This is a genomic window from Flavobacterium odoriferum (assembly GCF_025499515.1).
In the GTDB taxonomy this organism is placed as follows: domain Bacteria; phylum Bacteroidota; class Bacteroidia; order Flavobacteriales; family Flavobacteriaceae; genus Flavobacterium; species Flavobacterium odoriferum.
This window is the reverse complement of the sequence record NZ_JAMKFA010000018.1, coordinates 12928-30695: the sequence shown is the minus strand read 5'-3', so window position 1 is coordinate 30695 and position 17768 is coordinate 12928. Positions and strand designations below refer to the sequence as shown.

19 protein-coding genes are annotated in these 17768 nt (G+C 29.2%); all 19 read left to right on the top strand.

Features of this window, described 5'->3' with window-relative positions; translation table 11 throughout:
• Positions 1-77 precede the first annotated feature (77 nt).
• The 19 genes from M9Q43_RS12275 (at position 78) to M9Q43_RS12185 (ending at position 17703) form a co-directional block, all read left to right on the top strand.
• Complete coding sequence (locus tag M9Q43_RS12275) at positions 78-479, top strand: hypothetical protein (protein ID WP_262319169.1); 402 nt, start codon at positions 78-80, stop codon at positions 477-479.
• Positions 480-492: 13 nt separating this feature from the next.
• A complete protein-coding gene (locus tag M9Q43_RS12270) occupies positions 493-933 on the top strand; it encodes a hypothetical protein (RefSeq protein WP_250593409.1) in 441 nt (146 codons plus the stop codon).
• Positions 930-1217 carry a cupin domain-containing protein gene (locus tag M9Q43_RS12265; protein WP_250593408.1) on the top strand — a complete coding sequence of 96 codons (288 nt, stop codon included), beginning with the start codon at positions 930-932 and terminating at the stop codon, positions 1215-1217. The genes M9Q43_RS12270 and M9Q43_RS12265 overlap by 4 nt, the downstream gene beginning before the upstream one ends.
• Before the next feature lie 39 nt (positions 1218-1256).
• Positions 1257-2153: an ABC transporter ATP-binding protein gene (locus tag M9Q43_RS12260; RefSeq protein ID WP_250593407.1), complete on the top strand. Its 897-nt coding sequence runs from the start codon at positions 1257-1259 to the stop codon at positions 2151-2153.
• Positions 2154-2155: 2 nt separating this feature from the next.
• Positions 2156-2890 carry an ABC transporter ATP-binding protein gene (locus M9Q43_RS12255; protein WP_250593406.1) on the top strand — a complete coding sequence of 245 codons (735 nt, stop codon included), beginning with the start codon at positions 2156-2158 and terminating at the stop codon, positions 2888-2890.
• Positions 2891-2928: 38 nt separating this feature from the next.
• Positions 2929-4035, top strand: a complete 1107-nt coding sequence (locus M9Q43_RS12250; protein ID WP_250593405.1) for an ABC transporter permease — start codon at positions 2929-2931, stop codon at positions 4033-4035.
• Positions 4036-4069: 34 nt separating this feature from the next.
• Complete coding sequence (locus tag M9Q43_RS12245) at positions 4070-5191, top strand: ABC transporter permease (RefSeq protein ID WP_250593404.1); 1122 nt, start codon at positions 4070-4072, stop codon at positions 5189-5191.
• A gap of 129 nt (positions 5192-5320) precedes the next feature.
• Positions 5321-6676: an MBL fold metallo-hydrolase RNA specificity domain-containing protein gene (locus tag M9Q43_RS12240; RefSeq protein WP_250593403.1), complete on the top strand. Its 1356-nt coding sequence runs from the start codon at positions 5321-5323 to the stop codon at positions 6674-6676.
• 25 nt (positions 6677-6701) lie between these two features.
• A complete protein-coding gene (locus M9Q43_RS12235) occupies positions 6702-7448 on the top strand; it encodes an LOG family protein (protein ID WP_250593402.1) in 747 nt (248 codons plus the stop codon).
• Positions 7445-7879, top strand: a complete 435-nt coding sequence (locus tag M9Q43_RS12230) for a DUF2141 domain-containing protein (RefSeq protein WP_250593401.1) — start codon at positions 7445-7447, stop codon at positions 7877-7879. The genes M9Q43_RS12235 and M9Q43_RS12230 overlap by 4 nt, the downstream gene beginning before the upstream one ends.
• A gap of 66 nt (positions 7880-7945) precedes the next feature.
• A complete protein-coding gene (locus M9Q43_RS12225) occupies positions 7946-8851 on the top strand; it encodes a hypothetical protein (RefSeq protein WP_250593400.1) in 906 nt (301 codons plus the stop codon).
• Between the two features lie 10 nt (positions 8852-8861).
• Positions 8862-9704: a restriction endonuclease gene (locus M9Q43_RS12220; protein ID WP_250593399.1), complete on the top strand. Its 843-nt coding sequence runs from the start codon at positions 8862-8864 to the stop codon at positions 9702-9704.
• 11 nt (positions 9705-9715) lie between these two features.
• Positions 9716-10282 carry a Pycsar system effector family protein gene (locus tag M9Q43_RS12215; protein ID WP_250593398.1) on the top strand — a complete coding sequence of 189 codons (567 nt, stop codon included), beginning with the start codon at positions 9716-9718 and terminating at the stop codon, positions 10280-10282.
• A 33-nt stretch (positions 10283-10315) separates the two neighbouring features.
• Positions 10316-13984, top strand: coding sequence for a metallophosphoesterase (locus M9Q43_RS12210; RefSeq protein WP_262319168.1), 3669 nt, complete (start codon positions 10316-10318; stop codon positions 13982-13984).
• Positions 13985-14117: 133 nt separating this feature from the next.
• Positions 14118-14966 (top strand): RteC domain-containing protein, encoded by an 849-nt coding sequence (locus M9Q43_RS12205; RefSeq protein WP_262319167.1) that lies wholly within the window; start codon positions 14118-14120, stop codon positions 14964-14966.
• Between the two features lie 89 nt (positions 14967-15055).
• Entirely contained in the window at positions 15056-15343 is a 288-nt protein-coding gene (locus M9Q43_RS12200) for a helix-turn-helix domain-containing protein (RefSeq protein ID WP_262319166.1), read from the top strand.
• A 117-nt stretch (positions 15344-15460) separates the two neighbouring features.
• Positions 15461-16264 (top strand): transcriptional regulator, encoded by an 804-nt coding sequence (locus M9Q43_RS12195; RefSeq protein WP_262319165.1) that lies wholly within the window; start codon positions 15461-15463, stop codon positions 16262-16264.
• A gap of 118 nt (positions 16265-16382) precedes the next feature.
• Complete coding sequence (locus M9Q43_RS12190) at positions 16383-16994, top strand: P-loop NTPase family protein (protein WP_227141881.1); 612 nt, start codon at positions 16383-16385, stop codon at positions 16992-16994.
• Positions 16995-17064: 70 nt separating this feature from the next.
• Positions 17065-17703, top strand: a complete 639-nt coding sequence (locus M9Q43_RS12185; RefSeq protein WP_262319164.1) for a hypothetical protein — start codon at positions 17065-17067, stop codon at positions 17701-17703.
• Positions 17704-17768 lie beyond the last annotated feature (65 nt).

The window sequence follows — 17768 nt, the reverse complement described above, 5'->3', positions numbered from 1 at the left end:
TCGGAAGCTGCATGTTTAATTTCAAATTCAATAATTTCTAAAATTACTATGAATTCAATAATAAAAACAGAGTGATTATGAAAAAGTTAATTTCATATGGTATAGCATTTTTATTAGCTGCTTTTGGACTTTTGACTTTATTCTTGAGTGCTTCAGTAATTTTTGACTTATTTGGAATTAGAGCCAAAGAAGGAAATTATGTTTTGTTCATAGTTTGGACAAATTTCATCAGTAGCATAATATATTTAGTAGCAAGTTATGGCTTAGTTAAAAACAAAAATTGGACATCAACTATTTTAGGAATTTCGGCACTAATTCTTATAAATGCATTTATTTGCTTTATTATTTATATCTACACAGACGGAGTGCATGAAACCAAAACAATTGGTGCAATGATTTTTAGAATTGTTGTAACCATAATCTTTGTTGCATTTGCTTATTTCACTATCAATAAGAAAAACCAAATTAATATTAATTAAAAAATTATAGAACATGTTAAAAATAAAAATTGCCCTTTTAGCTACATTTAGTTTACTTCTTTTCTCTTGTAATACGAAATCGAAAGAAGAAAAAGCTACTGAAATTAAAACTGAAGAACACCAACATTCTGAAAGCGAAACCATTCAACTAAATGGTGGACAAAAATGGAAAGTAGATGTTGATATGATGGCTCATATTCGTACTATGGAAAATGACGTAACTTCATTTGACAAAGAAACACCTGAAAACTATCAATTATTAGCTGATAATTTGAAAAAAAATCTTGATTTATTAACATCAAATTGCACTATGAAAGGTCAAGCTCATGATGAATTGCATAAATGGTTACTTCCTTATATCGAATTAGTTGATGATTTTTCAAAAGATAAATCAAATGAAAACCTGGCTAAAATTCAAGAATCATTTACAACCTTTAATCAATATTTCCAATGATATTAAAAAATCTTCACACCGAAAATACAGCAGTTCAAACACAGTTGTTGTTTGAATCAAATGATAAAAAAGTTGTTTCATTACAAATTGCTAAAGGCGAAACCTTAAAAGAACACGTTTCAAAAATACCTGCATTATTAGTTTGTATTTCTGGAAATGCCGTTTTTACTGATGAAAAAGGAACTGTAATTAATCTTAATTCCGGAGTTTATGTAATGATAGAAGTAAATATTAAACATGAAGTAAAAGCAATAGAAGAAAGTAATTTTCTGTTAATTAAATAGCTAATTACTAGTCACTAGTAACTAATCACTTTTAAAATAATGAGTATTTCTGTCCAAAACATATCAAAATCCTACAAATCAATCCAAGCCATTGATGACGTTTCCTTTGAAGTAAATGAAGGAGAATTATTTGGACTTATTGGACCAGATGGAGCAGGAAAAACTACTATTTTCAGAATTCTAACCACACTTTTGTTAGCCAATGAAGGAAATGCCAAAGTTTTAGAATTTGATGTTAAACAAGATTATAAAGCCATTCGAAATTCTGTGGGTTATATGCCAGGAAAGTTTTCACTGTACCAAGATTTAACAGTAGAAGAAAACCTAACCTTTTTTGCCACTATTTTCGGAACAACCATTGAAGAAAATTACGATTTAATCGAAGATATTTACGTTCAAATAGAACCGTTTAAAAAACGAAGAGCAGGAGCATTGTCTGGAGGAATGAAACAAAAACTAGCATTGTGTTGTGCCTTAATTCACGCACCAAAAGTTTTGTTTTTAGACGAACCCACAACTGGAGTTGATCCCGTTTCTCGTAAAGAATTTTGGCAAATGCTAAAACGATTACAGCAAAAAGGAATCACGATTTTAGTTTCAACACCTTACATGGACGAAGCTTCATTGTGTGATAGAATTGCTTTAATACAAAAAGGAAAAATCTTAAAAATCGATTCACCAAGCAACATCATTTCAAAATACGACAAAGTAATTTATGATATTCAATCTAAAAACACACACGGATTAATTCACGATTTGAAAAATTACTCAAGTCATTATAGTGTTTATGCTTTTGGTGAATTTATTCATTATATAGATACAAATCAAAACTTTAATCCAAACGATTTACAGGATTATTTACAACAAAAAAATCACACTCAAATTATCATAAAACCTGCTCAAACGACAATTGAAGATGTGTTTATGGATTTATAATTATGAACGAAGAAAAAATCATACAAGTCGAAAACCTAACCAAAAAATTTGGAGATTTCACTGCTGTCAAAGGAATTACTTTTGATGTGTATAAAGGAGAAATTTTCGGTTTTCTTGGAGCAAACGGAGCAGGAAAAACTACCGCAATGAAAATGCTCATCGGAATTTCTAATCCAACTTCAGGAAAAGCAAATGTTGCTGGTTTTGATGTATTGTCACAATCAGAAATGGTTAAGAAAAGTATTGGTTATATGAGCCAGAAATTTTCAATGTACGATGACTTAACAATTAAAGAGAACATTACTTTTTTTGGAGGAATTTACGGTTTATCTAGAAAACAAATCAAACAAAAAATTACACAATTAGTTGAAGAGTTAGAACTTCAAGAGGTTATAAATAATTTAGTGGGTTCATTACCATTAGGTTGGAAACAGAAATTATCTTTTTCTGTTGCCTTGTTGCATGAACCTAAAATTGTTTTTCTAGACGAACCAACAGGTGGCGTTGATCCAATAACAAGAAGACAATTTTGGGAAATGATATATACACAAGCTTACAAAGGAACAACCATTTTTGTAACCACACATTACATGGATGAAGCCGAATATTGCGACCGTGTTTCCATTATGGTTGATGGTGCTATTGAAGCATTAGACTCTCCAAAAAAACTAAAAGAACAATTCCAAGTAGATTCAATGAATGATGTGTTTTTAAAATTAGCACGTAATATTGAGTAAGCTAATTACTATTAACTAGTTACTAATTACTATTATAAATGAAAAGATTCATCGGTTTTGTAAAAAAAGAATTCTATCACATTTTTCGTGATAAACGCTCCTTGTTTATTTTATTTGGAATGCCTATTGCTCAAATTTTATTGTTTGGTTTTGCAATTACAAATGAAATTAATAATGTAGAAATTGCAATTTTTGACCAATCAAATGATGTAGAAACACAAAAAATTATTAACAAAATAAAATCGTCTCCTTATTTTAATGTCGAAAATCAAATAAATAAAGAAAGTGATATTGAAAAAGAATTTAAAAAAGGAAAAATTAAAGCGGTTTTAATTTTTGAACGTGATTTTAGTAAAAATTTGCAAACAAAAAATGTTGCAGTAGTACAAGCTATAACCGATGCTACAGAACCAAACGTAGCAAACACAATAGCAAATTATACATCTGCGATTATTCAAAATTATCAGTCACAAAAAAAACAACCTAAAACAAATTTAGTAAAAGTTGAAGTACAATCGAGAATGTTTTATAATCCAGAACTTAAAAGTGTTTTCAATTTTGTTCCCGGTGTTATGACTGTTATTTTAATGTTAGTGTCTGCAATGATGACTTCTATTTCTATTACACGAGAAAAAGAAATCGGTACAATGGAAATCCTTTTGGTTTCTCCAATAAAACCTTTTCAGGTAATTATTGGCAAAGTATTTCCTTATATTTTTCTATCAATCATTAATGCTATAATCATACTATTATTGGGCTTTTTTGTTTTCAAAATGCCAATAAATGGTAGCTTACTACTTTTATCTTTTGAAAGCATTTTATTCATTATATCTGCTCTTTCTTTAGGGATTTTAATTTCCACTATTTCAGATTCGCAACAAACGGCAATGATGCTATCCTTGATGGGGCTAATGCTACCTGTTATAATACTTTCTGGTTTTATTTTCCCAATAAATAGTATGCCTTTGCCAATGCAAATCATCAGTAATATTATTCCTGCTAAATGGTTCATTATTATTGTAAAAGCCATAATGCTTAAAGGTGTTGGTATTCAATATATTTGGAAAGAAACACTCATATTAATTGGAATGACAACACTATTTATAACAATAAGTATTAAAAAATATAAAATCAGATTAGAATAAAATTATTTTTTTAAATACACTTAATATTTTCTAAATGAAAACAATATTATTCATCATACAAAAAGAGTTCAAGCAGATTTTTAGAGATAAAAGTATGCTTCAGCTAATATTTATTTTACCTATTTTACAATTATTAATTTTGTCGAATGCTGCCACATTTGATGTTAAAAATATTGCTATCACTTTTGTTGATAATAATCAAAGTCGAGAATCTAGAGAGTTAATAAGTGCATTTGACGCTTCTACCTATTTTAATGTTACAGAATCTTATTTTTCAGAGAATAAAGCTATTGAAGAAATGCAAAAAGGTAAAACAGATATTATTGTAAACATTCCTGTAAACTTTAATCGAAATCTACAAAAAGATAAAAAAGGAAGTATTTCTGTTAACATTAATGCTATTGATGCTGCAACTGCTGGTGTAGAAAATGTGTATGTAACACAGATCGTTAGTGCTTATAATAAGAATATTCAAATACAATCTAAATATATTTCAGAAAACAAAGAAGTAGAACAAAATATAATGGTTATACCTTCTTTTTGGTATAACAATACCTTAAACTACAAAACCTTTATGGTTCCAGGCATATTAGTTTTGTTGGTAACCATGCTAACATTGTTTCTTTCGTCTATGAATATTGTTAGAGAAAAAGAGTTGGGTACATTAGAGCAAATAAACGTTACACCAATAAAAAAATATCAATTTATTATCGGAAAATTATTTCCGTTTTGGGTACTTGGATTAGTCATTTTGACTGTAGGTTTAATTATATCTAAAGTTGTTTTTAATGTTCCAATGCTAGGTAATATTTTATTAGTTTATGGCTTCACATCTATTTATTTACTTTTAATATTAGGGTTTGGTCTTTTCATATCTAATCACACAGAAACCCAACAACAAGCTATGTTTATTGCTTGGTTTTTTATGGTAATCTTTATTTTAATGAGTGGTTTGTTTACGCCTATTGAAAGTATGCCAAAATGGGCACAAAACATTACTTTGTTAAACCCAATTCGTTATTTTGTTGAGTTTATTAGAATGGTACTTTTAAAAGGTTCTGGTTTTGTTGAGGTACTAAATAATTTATTAATAGTATTTGGATTTGCAGTAGTTGTAAATGGTTTGGCTGTTTGGAGTTATAAAAAAACAAATTAAAAATTTTAAGTGACTCTATTTGATAGTTTTAAAGAATAGAACCAAACCAAGATGATTTATTTGTATAAGGAAATATAACATAGATAATTTTTAAAATAATTTGCTAAATGCAGTAAAAAATAAAACATTATGAAAATTAAATTCATTGGAGGTGCAGGAACTGTAACAGGTTCAAAAACACTAATCGAAAGTAATGGAGTAACAATTCTTATAGATTGCGGTCTTTTTCAAGGCATAAAACCCTTACGTGAACTCAACTGGGAACCATTACCAGTTTTACCATCAACAATTGATTTTGTTCTACTTACACACGGTCATTTAGACCATTGCGGTTGGTTGCCTAGATTAGTTGATCAAGGTTTTAAAGGTAAGATTTACTGCACGAGTCCAACCAAAGACATCGCAAAACTTATTTTATTGGATAGTGCAAAAATTCAGGAAGAAGAAGCTAACAAAGCTAATGAAGGGCATTATTCAAAACACCAAATTGCAAAACCACTTTATACAGTAGAACAAGCAAAACAAGTTTTTCCTCTTTTTAGAGTAGTAAAAGTGAATGAAGTTGTCAATCTTGATGCTGAAATTGAGGCAGTTTTTACAAATGCAGGACATATCATTGGAGCTTGTACAATAGATTTAATGATTGAAAATAAAAAATTAGTTTTTTCTGGAGATATTGGTCGTGATGACGATGTACTTATGTATGCACCAACAAAACCGAAAAATGCCGATTATATTTTTCTTGAAAGCACTTATGGTAATAGAATTCATCCAGACACTGATACAAAATTTGAGCTAGAAACTTACATTAACAATACAGTCAACAAAGGCGGCACAATCATTATTCCAAGTTTTGCTGTCGAACGAGCTCAAACGGTAATGTATTTGCTTTGGCAACTTAAAAGTGAAGGTAAAATTCCAAATATTCCTTACATCATTGATACACCAATGGGAATAAGAATATTAGACGTTTTTGAAAATAACACAAAATGGCACAAACTCTCTCCAAACGAATGTGTTGAAATGTGTAAAATGTTTACCATGATTATCGATTATAAAGACACAATTGAAGCTATTTATGATAAACAACCTAAAGTAGTCATTGCTGCTAGCGGAATGGTTACAGGTGGTCGAGTATTAAGCTATTTAGAAAAATATATAGGTTTGCCTGAAACAACTGTTATTATCGTTGGATATCAAGCTGAAGGAACTCGTGGGCGAAAACTATTAGAAGGTGCAAAAGACATTAAAATTCATGGAAAATATTACGAAGTAAAAGCAAAAATTCTTGAAATTGAGGGACTATCAGCTCATGGCGACCAAGAAGATTTAATCAATTGGCTATCAAATTTAGAAAATAAACCTAAAAAAGTTTTCTTGGTTCATGGAGAAAATATTCCAGCTGATGAACTTCGAATAAAAATAAACGAAAAATATGGTTTTGATTGCGTTGTTTCTTTAATGGGACAAGAGATTGATTTATAATCTCTGACAACTAAAATAATGTAACATGAAAAAACATAAAAATAAATTAATTACAAATGAGTCTTTATTTATTCGAGGGCCATTATCTCGATTTAAAGAACTAATATTCACTTTTAAAGTTCAAATTAATTTTATAAAAGCTTTTAGAAAACTACATTTTATTGGTCCTTGTGTAACTGTTTTTGGATCTGCAAGATTTACACCTGATTCAGAACATTACCAAAATGCAGAAAAAATTGGTGCAGAAATTTCTAAACTAGGGTTTACTGTTTTGACTGGTGGTGGTCCAGGAATAATGGAAGCGGCAAATAAAGGAGCATTTGAAAATGGCGGATATTCTGTAGGTTGCAATATTGTATTGCCTCGAGAACAAAAACCTAACCCATACTTACATAAATGGATAGATATTCCATATTTTTTTGTTCGTAAAGTTGTTTTAATAAAATATTCATACGCTTTTATTGTAATGCCGGGTGGTGTTGGAACTTTAGATGAATTATTTGAAGCACTTACATTAATTCAAACCAAAGTAATTAAAAACTTTCCAATAATTATTTTTGATTCAGAATATCATAAAGAACTTTGTCATCATATTAAAATTATGGTTGAAAATGAAAGCATTAGTCCAGAAGATATGAAGCTACTTTACGTTACGGATTCAATACCTGATTTAGTAACACATCTAGAAACTCATGCAATTGAAAAATTTGGATTAATCAAACAACAAATTAAACCAAAATGGTGGTTTTTTGAAAATACATCTAAAAAATGAAAAAACTAATAACAACATTATTTTTAGTTCTTTTATCCAATTATTCTCAAGGTCAAGAGTCCTATTCTTTAACGGTTAAAGTTTCAGATTTAAGAAACTCTAATGGAGATGTTCTTTTTTTATTATACAATAAAGAGGGTTCAATACCTGATGAGAAAATTAAAAACTATTATAAAAAAGAAGTTGGTACAATTTCTATGAATTCATCAACTATAACATTTAATAATATTCCTAAAGGGAACTATGCAGTATTTATACTCCATGACGAAAATAAAAATGGTAAAATTGACAAAAAGTTCATTCTACCAATAGAAGGGATAGGTTTTTCTAATTATCAAAATATTAACTTAACAAATAGACCTAGTTTTTCTAAAGCTAGTTTTAAAATAGATAAAAACCTTTCAAAAGATATTAAAATAATTTATAAATAATTAGTAACATTTAAAAATTTATCGAGTTGTGTAAAATTGATTTTGAAACATATAAATATATCATTTATGAAAAGAATTAATTTAATATACTTATTTACTGTTTTGTTTACAAATAGTATTGTTGCACAAACCTTAACAGATTCAATTGTAACTCTTAATTTAGATAAAATTGCACAAGTCAATCAAGGTGAAAGTTATGTTACTTTTCCTTTTGATATCGGAAATTTAGAACCTTTAATGTTTGAAGCAAATGTTAGTCCTAATTTTAAGATCAGAGAACGTAAAGATTCAAGATTAATGGCAGTGTTAACTTCTCAAATTATAATAAGAATGTTTGATGAGTATTCTTATCCCGTAAAAACACCAAGTTATATACCTCAAATTGCGTTCTATTTTTTAACAGGTCATAAAGATGCAGCCAATAAATTAACTTTATTTGGTAAAATTGCTCATCATTCTAATGGTCAAGATGGTAATTTTTATACAGATGATGGAAAAGTCAATTTACAATCAGGAAATTTTGCAACAAACTATTTAGAATTAGGTTTTTTACAATCATCATATAGTCAAAATTTGAAAGCTTTCAAATTTATAAAAAGCTCTGTTGAAATTCACCCAAAGAGTTGGATGTTAGAAGAACTTCATGGTCAATATAGTGGATTACGATGGCACAATACATTTTTAGCTTATAAACTTCCTATGAAATCGAACCTCATAAAAAGTAGTGAACAAAAGGCAAACTTTTCTGTAAAAGCAGAAACAACTTTGATGCTAGATAATATTAACAATTGGGACACATTTAATTCTAAAAGAATTAATGCCAGTTTAATTGTTTATTATCATCCCAAATTTTTAGAAGACATTGGATTCTTTGTTCAATTCTATCAAGGTATGGATTATTATAATATTTATTTTCAACATCAAATCAGCTCAATTAGGTTTGGTATAATGACAGAAACTTTACGTTTTTAATACTTGAATTATGAAACAAAAACCAATTTTTATTAAAAAGAATTCTATTGATGTTGAACCTTTTTCAACTCAAAAATTAGAACATTCACTACAACGTAGTGGTGCATCTAAAGAAGATATTGAAAACATTATTTCAAAAATACAACCAGAAATTTATGATGGTATTTCTTCAAATGAAATATATAAAAAAGCGTTTGCTTATTTAAAAAAATCAAACAGAACATCTGCATCACGATATAGTCTAAAACGTGCCATTTTTGAATTAGGACCAACAGGTTATCCGTTTGAAAGGTTAGTTGCAGCTTTATTGAGAGAAAAAGGATTTAATACCACTGTCAGTGTAATTTTAAATGGTGAATGTGTAACACATGAAATTGACGTATTGGCTGAAAAAGAAGGAAGCGTTTATGCAATTGAATGCAAATTTCATTCTGACTCTAAAGTATTTAGTAATGTAAAAATACCGTTATACATTAACTCAAGATTTTTAGATATCCAAAAACAATGGAATACTAATCCTAAAAACACAACACATCTCAAACAAGGCTGGTTGGTTACCAATACTAGGTTTACAATTGATGCAATAAACTATGCAAAATGCGTTGGTTTAACTTTATTAAGTTGGGATTATCCCAGTAAAAACGGAATAAAAGAAAATATAGATACTTATGGATTGTATCCTATTACAACTTTAACAACATTAACCTTAAAAGAAAAACATCAATTAATTGAAAATGATATTGTTTTGGTTAAAGAGTTATATAAAACTTCTTATTTATTGAAAAAAATTGGAATCTCTGAAATTAGGATTAAACGTGTTTTAGACGAAATAACACATTTATGTAAAATTTAAATAAAAGAACCATGGAAAATACTAATATTGAAAATAATAGTAGTTTAAGGGAAGAAAAGTTGAAAAAATTTGACACTCGTGGAGTGCAAACACTTTTTAAAACGCTATCAAGAAATCACTACATGTTATTGAAGATGATTGATAATAAAGCAAGAATTATTTTAACCGTTAATTCTATTATTACTTCTTTACTATTTGGTATTCATTTTATTACTACAGACTCTAAAACAATAAACATAAATATTGGTACTAAAATATTGGTAATAAGTAGTATGTTGTCAATGATATTTGCATTAATAAGTATGCTTCCACATAGGTATTTAGGCAATGTTTTTAAAAATAGTGGCTATAAAGGAACGTTATATGCTGCAAATTTTGCTAAACAATCATTATCTGAATTTAAAGCAGAAATTGAACGCATTATGGATAGTGGAAATGCAGTTTACAATGAAATGATTTATGACATTTATTTTTTGGGATTGGTGATTACTAAAAAACAACAATTATTATATGTTTCAGTTATAGTTCTATTGATTGGTGTATTAGCAACACTTACTTACGCAATTTTTAGTATTTAAATAAGAATTAAAAAAAGCAATTAATCGATAAATATGAAAACTTACTTTACATTTTCATCAATAATTATCCTTACATCGCTTTTATTGCATAGTTGTGCATCACTGAATCCTAAACTTAAAGACCAAATTGTACTAGAAGAAAACAAGCAGCAACCTACTTTTAAAATGTATCTAATTGGTGATGTAGGAAAACCTGATAACGGTTATACTCCTACTGCTCTTAAAGCATTGGAAAAAGAAATAATAAATGCTGATTCTTCTGATTTATTACTATTTTTAGGAGATAATGTTTACCCAAAAGGAATTCCTGAAAGTAATAGTCCAGAAAAAAGCGATGCAGAATTTGCATTATCATTACAAATCAATGTTGCAAAAAAATTTCCTGGTCGTGTTATTTTTATACCAGGAAACCACGATTGGTATAGCGGTATTTCAGGATTATACCAACAAGAATTATTAGTTAAAGAAGCATTAGGTTCTAACACTTTTTTACCTGAAAATGGTTGTGCTATTAAAAAAGTGAAGATTAATGATGAAACTATTTTATTAGTTGTTGATTCACAATGGTATATTACTAATTGGGACAAACACCCAACCATAAACGATAATTGCGAAATAAAAACACGTACAGATTTTTTTGACGAATTTAGAAGCGAAATAAAAAAAGCAAGAGGAAAAACAGTAGTAGTTGCCATTCATCATCCTATGTTTACCAATGGATCTCATGGTGGACAATATAGTTTAAAAAACCATCTTAATCCATTCCCAATTTTAGGGTCTCTTAAAAACCTTTTTAGAAATACCACTGGTGTTTCTAATGCAGACTTATCAAACAAGTTTTACAACGAATTAAAACAAAATTTAGTAACGGCATCACAACAAAACGATAATGTAATTTTTGTTTCTGGACATGATCATAATTTACAATATCTTGTTGAAGACAATATTCCGCAAATCATTAGTGGTTCAGGTTCTAAAAATACGGCTACACGGTTAGTAAAAGGAGGTAAATTTGCATACCCTAAAAGTGGATTTGCTGTTTTGAATTTTTTTAAAGATGGTTCTTCAGAAGTTAATTTTATTGCAGCAGAAAACAATCAAATAGTTTTTAATGAACAAGTTTTTCCTTCTGATTTTGAAAAATCTACAATAAAATATCCTAAAATAATTCAAGATTCAGTCAAAGCGTCTATTTATACAAATAAAGAAACCTCTAAAAATGCCTTTTTTAAATTTTTATGGGGAGAAAGATATAGAAAATACTATAGTATTCCTGTAAATGCTAAAGTAGCTTATTTAGACACTCTTATGGGTGGTTTAACTCCTATACGTAAAGGTGGTGGCACACAATCCAAAACGCTTCATTTACAAACAAAAGAGGGAAAAAGATTTGTAATGAGAGCTTTAAAAAAGAATGCCACTCAATATATTCAAGCTTCAGCTTTTAAAGACCAATATGTTGAAGGTTATTTTGAGAACACAGCTTCAGAATCACTGGTGAAAGATGTGTTTACTGGCTCATATCCTTACGCACCTTTTGTTGTGGCATCGTTGTCTAGTAGTTTGAATATTCCATATTTGAATTCGCACCTATATTATATTCCCAAACAAGATAATTTGGAAAAATACAATCAAGAATATGGTAATGAACTATACGTGTTTGAAGAATATGCATCTGAAGGAAATACTCAATTGACTAATGGAAATTTTACGGGAAACATTATAAACACCAAAGATGTTATTGAAAAAATTCATGAAGACGATACAAAAGTTATAGACGAACAAGCATACATTAAAGCTCGATTGTTTGATATGTTAATTGGTGATTGGGATAGACATTACGACCAATGGCTTTGGATAGAATATCAAGAAAATAACAAAACAATATATAGACCATTGCCAAGAGATAGAGATCAAGCTTTTTCTAAAATGTCTGATGGTTTTATGTTAGGTACTTCAATTCACCTAATTCCTGCTTCCAAATTATTACGAAAATATGCAGCTGATTTAAAAGATGTAAAAGGATTTAATATAGAACCTTATCCTTTAGATATCGCATTTATATCACAATCCAATAAGGATATTTGGGATAAACAAGTTGCAGAAATACAAAATGATTTAACCAATGAAGTAATAGACAAAGCTTTTAATACTGTTCCAAAAGAAGTACAAGATGAATCTATTGAAACCATTAAACATCTATTAAAAGGCAGAAAAACCAATTTACAAACCATAGCCGATTCATATTATAAGCTAATAAATAAATATGCCGTTATTGTCGCAACCAATAAAAAAGATTCTATAAAAATAAATGGATTAGAAAATGGAAATGTAGAAGTTTCAATGTATCAATGGAAAGAAAATTCAAATATAGATTATTTTCATAATAGAACTTACAACCCAAAACTTACAAAGGAAATATGGATTTATGGGTTAGATGATGATGACATTTTTAATATAACAGATGAAATAAAAAAAATAAAAATTAGAATTATTGGTGGTCAAAATGAAGATGAATACATTGTTGAAAACGGTAAAAATATAGTAATATATGATTACAAATCCAAGCCAAATACACTAAAAGAAATACATAATGCTACGATTAAACTACAAGATAAATATAGCACCAATGTTTACGATTATAAGAAACTTAAAAATAATTTCAATCAAATAATTCCGACCATTGGTACAAATCCAGATGATGGCATTAAAATTGGAATCAATAACACCTATACAACTTATGGTTTCGAAAGAAATCCATTTACTAGCCAGCATAAAATCAACACGGCTTTTTATTTTACTACTAATGGCTATGAAATTAAATATCAAGGTGAATTTGCTAATATTATTGGCAATTTAAACTTAAAAATTAATTCAATTTTTCAAAGTCCTAACTACACCTTAAACTTTTTTGGTTTTGGTAATGAAACTGAAAATTTAGAAAATGCTTTTGGACTTGACTACAATCGAGTAAGAGTTCGCGAATTTCAACTTAATCCTTCATTGGTTTATAGAGCTTATGGTGGTAGTCAATTTAGTTTTGGTTTAGGATATGAGTCAATTGAAGTAGAAAATACTCAAAACAGATATGTAGAAAACAGTTCTCAATTGCCAAGCTATATTTTTAAGACTAATCAATTTGGAAGCATAAATACCAAATTTGAATTTGAAAATTATGATAATAAGGCATACCCTACTATAGGTTTTAAATCAAGTGTTGATATTGGTTATAAAATGAATTTGGACCAAAGCAACAGAGGTTATACTTATCTAATTCCCGAATTAAGTATTACTCATAAATTAGTATCATCAGGAAAACTTGTATTGGCTAGTAGAATAAAAAGTCAAGTTAATTTAGGTAATAATTTCGAATTTTATCAAGCAGCTTCTATTGGTGGCACTAATGGGTTAAGAGGGTTTAGAAATCAACGATTTACGGGTAACAGTTATGTTTTCCAAAATACTGACTTAAGATATAGTTTTGATAAAATAAAAACCAAATTAATACCAATCCGTTTTGGTTTATTTGGTGGGTTTGATTATGGAAGAGTTTGGTTTGATAATGAAGATTCAAACAAATGGAATAACTCTTATGGTGGTGGTTTTTTCATGTCTGGAGTTGATGTTATAACAACAAACCTTGGAGTATTTAATTCAATTGATGGAATACGTATAGCTTTTAGTCTAGGTTTTGGTTTTTAGATAATTAATAATAAATCAATTATGAAAAATTTTTTTTTAATCAAGTGGATTATTAGAAGAATTGATGCTTTCTGGAGTAATATTTTCTATTAGATTCTACTGTAAATTTAAACATAAAACTACTTATCCTAAATTGAATATAAAAACAACCAAATTATTATCCGATCTCAACGAGCAACTAAATTTTATCGAATTAGAAATTGATAATCAGATAACTCGTTGCGAAAGTTCCATTGAAATTATTTTAAAAGTATTGATTAATTTGAAAAACTTAATTTCAAAATTCAAATTCAAATCTGAAACTGAAGAAATCCAATTTTTTAAAGAAATAAAGCCTCAATTCTCTTCTAAACTTATATACAACAATATGATTTATAAGATTGAAATGAAAAGGCCTAATGGCGGTAATAGAATTTTAAAAAAATACTACAACAACGAACTCGGAAAACTAAAAGCGTTTTTTGATAACGAACTCGAATTTTATAAATATTACCGTTCCGGTAGCACCTATTTAGATTATAAATATTTTCTCCGGGGTAAATTCGACATAAAAATGTCGCTAGACAATCATTACTTTGAATCCGATACAAAATTTTCCACCTCACATGACTTCAAAGTCGCTAAAATCTTAGCTAATGATTTAATTCAACTATACTTAGAAAACCAATTAATCATGATTGACAATAAAGATAGTACTGAAAAATCACAACGCAAACCGAACATAAAAATGATGTGGACAGGCTCAAAAGTAGCGTTAACTGAACTTATTTTTGCATTACATACTGAAGGAGCTTTTAATAATGGTGCTGCAGACCTTAAAGATATTGCTGAATATTTTGAGCATATTTTTGAAATTGATTTAGGGCAATATCGTAGAACATTCCTTGAAATTAAAGCCCGTAAGAATGATAGAACAAAGTTTATAACAACTTTAAATGAAAAATTATTGACTAGGATGAACAATTCAGATGAGGTACTTTAAATAAAAATCGTTCACAACATGAACCCCGTTGTGAAAGAAAATAAATCAAACGCCACAATTTTGTACCATAACAATCTAAAACATCAGTTATGGCAGTACAAATTATTACTATCGAAGATTTAAACGAATTCCGTAGTCTTCTTTTGAATGATTTAAAAGAAATCATTCAATCCAAACCACAACAAACAAAACAGTGGCTCAAATCCAATGAAGTCCGTAAACTGTTAAACATTTCTTCAAGTACTTTACAAAACCTCCGTATCAATGGAACACTAACTTACACCAAAGTTGGTGGGATTATGTATTATGACAATACAGACATTCAAAAGCTCCTTCACGGCAATAAAGTAAATGCCTTGCCTAATCTGTTTAAGTAAGATAGTAACAAAATTGTCATACTGAGCTTGCGAAGTATCTCCTGCAAAGCAGGTCAATCCTTGAACATAGTTCAAGCAAGACTAATCACTAATTACTTTTCACTAATCACTATAAACATGAATTACATAAAACACCTAACCGGTTTCTTCATTCGCATAGCATCTGAAGAAACCATTTATCCAACACATATAAGTTTGTATATAGCATTATTTCAGAGTTGGAATATTAATCGGTTCAAAAATCCAATCTCGATTTCTCGTGATGAAATGATGAAAACCAGTCGCATAGCTTCCAAAGCTACTTATCACAAATGCATAAAAGAATTGCAAAACATGGGGTTTATTGATTATCTACCTTCATACAATCCGTATTCAGGTTCAGAAGTAATCATTCATGACTTATCAGATAGAAAAGCAGTTTTTAAAAATCAAACTAGTTCAATTATTGTCCAAACCATACCAATAAATAACCAAGCTAATAGTAACGTTACTGAACAAGTCAATGAACCCAATATATATAACAATAACAAAACATCTAAAAACAATAAAAACATATCTATAGACACCAATTTTAAAATTTTTAATGAAGGTGAATTTTTAGAAGTTGAAAAAAAAGAGAAAAAAAGTTCCGCGAAAAAAAGAGAAATAGAAAATCCATCAATCGAACAAGTCAAAGAATATTTCAAACAAGAAGAGTATTCAGAATTTGAAGCCGAACGATTTTATAATTACTACACTAGCAACGGTTGGCTTATTGGTGGTAAAACAAAAATGATAGATTGGAATGCAGCAGCTCGGAATTGGATGCTAAATACCGCAAGATTCACAATAAATCTTCCTCAAAATAATCAAGTTAAAGAACAACCAAAAGCGAAACATTTACAAGTTGTAGAAGACAAAAATTATGCAGAACAACTTTAAATTCCCATCCTCTGGAGGGGTGCCTGAAAGGCGGGGTGGTAAATGTCATCCTGAACTTGTTTCAGGATCTGTTCATATTACAAACAATCTGTAAACTGGTAACCGTTAACTTTCAACTATGGGCTCACAATACAACTATCCAGAAATCCTAACATGGTTAGAGACAAAAGCCAAACAAGAGTATGGCCCAAATTTTCATTTCATCGATGACGATATGGAAAACATTACAAAACTGATAGCTTATTTTTTAAAAGATGAGAGAACAACAAGTCGATTTGGTATTGATCTATCAAAAGGAATTCTTCTTTCTGGACCTGTAGGCTCGGGTAAAACCTCATTAATGACAATAATGAAATACATAACCCAAAAAGAAAATAAATTCTTTATGAGAACATGTCGCGATATAAGTTTTGAATTCATAAAAGAAGGCTACGAAATCATACATCGATACAGCCGTGGTAGTTACTCTCAATCCGAATACAAAAATTATTGCTTTGACGATTTAGGAGTAGAAAGCAATTTAAAATATTATGGAAATGAATGCAATGTGATGGCAGAAATAATTCTCTCAAGATATGATCTATTCATCTCAAGAAAAGTTATAACACACATCACTACCAACCTATCAGCCTCAGAAATCGAAACTATGTACGGCAACCGAGTTCGCTCAAGATTACGAGCCATGTTAAACCTCATCGCATTCGATAAAACCACACAAGACAAACGCTAAATTAATATAATCCAACTGCTTTGCGAACATTGCGAAAACTTTGTGCTCTTTGCGGTTAAATAAACAAACTATGAGAAAAATAAATACCTTCTGGAACTGGTTCCAAGACAGCAACCAAACCATAAAAAACTTCATCAACGAAACACCAAAATCCCAAAAGCAAATCAGCCATTGGATAAAACACCGTTTAGGTTTCTATTGCAAAGAACTCGATTACATGATTATATTCCCCAAAAAGCCAACCGATAAAACCGAACTAATCATTACGGCAAACGGAAATCCTGAATATTTTACACGGGTAACCGAATTAATAAAACACGCTCCAGTACTCAAACATTGGAAATTCACAGCATTTATTCAACCTACAGTACATATTGAAAAAATTATGGATGGTTTAGACGAGCCGTATGTATTTCAAGAAATAACTATAAAAACTAGCGAAATAAAATTTTTGCCACTCGCTTACGACGAAAAAACAAAAAAACTCAACATCATAGTGTATTTAAAAAACTACAACATCCATTGCGATACCAAAACTTGGAAACAAGCAATTTACATCATCATGCAAGACCTATTGGGAGAAAAATCATTATATCAGAATATTAACTTTGTGCAATTAGCATGTTTACCAACCAACACAGAGGAGTTGATTGAATTGTATGATTTACAGTTTTACATTGATACTATTAATAAAAATGATGTTTCGTAGTTAAATAATCAGGTTTATCCTGACAATGCTACTATAAAGAATAAATTTAAAACAAATGACACAAC